General features: G+C 65.2%; 2 protein-coding genes. Both read right to left on the reverse strand.

Features of this window, described 5'->3' with window-relative positions; genetic code table 11:
• On the reverse strand, nt 1-954 hold a 954-nt coding region (locus EN742_RS32995; RefSeq protein WP_148670445.1), incomplete at its 3' end, for a sensor domain-containing diguanylate cyclase.
• A 126-nt stretch (nt 955-1,080) separates the two neighbouring features.
• The coding region (locus EN742_RS33000; RefSeq protein ID WP_281035030.1) for a phosphate acyltransferase at nt 1,081-2,057 on the reverse strand (977 nt) is incomplete at its 5' end.

Here is a 2,057-nt window from a genome sequence, read left to right on the forward strand (position 1 = left end):
GACAGCGGCGGCTTCCGTAGGATAGATCGCGACACCGACGGTGCAGCCGACCTGGATGTCGCCTCCCGGAGCCGGAACCTTGATGCGCAGCCGCTCCAGCACGCGCTCCGCCACGCGCACCGCCTTCTCCCTGGCCTGGTCCGCCTTGCCCAAAAACAGGAAAGCGAACTCGTCGCCGCCGAGCCGCGCGACGAAGTCGGCGCTGCGCAGGATCGCGCGCAGCTTGTCCGACACGCGCTGCAACAGCGCATCGCCGGCCTCGTGGCCAAGCGTGTCGTTGACCTCCTTGAAGCGGTCGAGGTCGATGAACAGCAGGCCTGCCGCCTCGCCGGTGGCGGCGCAGCGGCCGATCACCGATTTGAGCTCGTTGTGGAAGGCGCGCCGGTTGGGCAGATCGGTCAGGAGATCGTGGTTGGCCGAATGGTCGCTCTGCTGCTTGGCCAGCTCGATCTCACGCTTTTGCGCCGACAGTTCCTCGTTGGCGGCCTTGAGGTCGAGCAGCAGCTGCGCATTGAGGTCCTCGACGACCTTGCGGTCGCTGATGTCGACGACGAACCCCTCGAGGAATTCGAGCCCGCCGGCCTCGTCCCAAACACCGCCGCCGATCTCGCGGACCCAGAGCGGCTCGCCGACCCTCGGCACGCTGCGGTAGTCGACATTCCAGTTGCAGCGCGCCTCGAGCGCGGCGTCGACGGCAGCATAGACCGAAGCGAGATCGTCAGGATGGATGGCCGAGACGTAGTCGCGCACCGCATTGTGGATGAAATCGCTCGGCCGATAGCCGCTGACAGTGAGGATGCCGTCGCTGATGTAGAGCATCGTATAGGACTGGTCGTTGCGGCAGCGGTAGAGATAGCCGTCCATGCGACCGGTGATGCTGAGTAGCGCATCCAGCCGCTCGTCGTGGTGGCCCCCCTGGCCAACCGCGGATGCAGAGACCCCGTCATGCTTCATGGCCGCACCCCCAAGTTAGCGGTCTGAGCGCGCCGTAGATGCCGTTACGGCAAGTCAGCAAGAGGCCCTCTATATCAGCTGAGTATTATCAATCTGTTATGGGAGGCGCCCGACGCGCACCGCTTCTCAGTTGCTCGCCGTGTAGGCCGCGATCGCCGCCATGTTGACGATGTCTGAGTCCTTGGCGTTCAGCGAAACGATCTGCACCGGCTTGTTCAGGCCGACCAGCAGCGGGCCGATAACGGTCGAGCCGCCGAGTTCCTGCAGCATCTTGGTCGAGATCGAGGCCGAGTGGAACGCCGGCATGATCAGCACGTTGGCCGGGCCGGTCAGCCGTATGAACGGGTATTGCGCCATGGCGCGGGCGTTGAGCGCCACGTCGGCGGCCATCTCGCCGTCATACTCGAAATCGACGCGGCGCTTGTCGAGGATGCGCACGGCCTCCTGCACGCGCTCGGAACGTTCGCCATGCGGATGGCCGAAGGTCGAGTAGGCGAGCATGGCAAGCCGCGGCTCATAGCCCATGCGGCGGGCAAAGCCGGCCGCTTCCTCGGCGATGTCGGCGATCTGCTCGGCATTCGGCATGTCGTGCACGGCGGTATCGGCGACTAGTACGGTCTTGCCCCGCGCGAGCACGATCGAGACGCCGATGACGCGGTGGCCCGGCTTGGCGTCGATGACGCGGCGGATGTCGTCAAGCGCGGTGGAGTAGTTGCGGGTGACGCCAGTGACGATGCCGTCGGCATCGCCCAGCGCCACCATGCAGGCGGCGAAGTGGTTGCGGTCATTGTTGATCAGCCGCTGGCAGTCGCGGAACAGGAAGCCCTTTCGCTGCATGCGCTCGTAGAGATAGTCGGTGTAGATGCCGTTGCGGCGCGACAGCCTGGCATTGATGATCTCGATGCCCTGCTTGTTGAGCTCGATGCCGGCGTGTTTGGCGTTTTCCTTGATGACGTCGTCGCGGCCGAGCAGGATGGCGGTGCCGAGATTCTGGTTCACATAGGAGACGGCGGCGCGCATCACCTGCTCCTCCTCGCCCTCGGCGAAGACGATGCGCTTGGGCTGGCGCCGCACGCGGTCGTAGATGCGCTGCAGGGTGGAGG

Source organism: Mesorhizobium sp. M4A.F.Ca.ET.020.02.1.1 (genome assembly GCF_004022645.1).
Classification (GTDB): Bacteria; Pseudomonadota; Alphaproteobacteria; order Rhizobiales; family Rhizobiaceae; genus Mesorhizobium.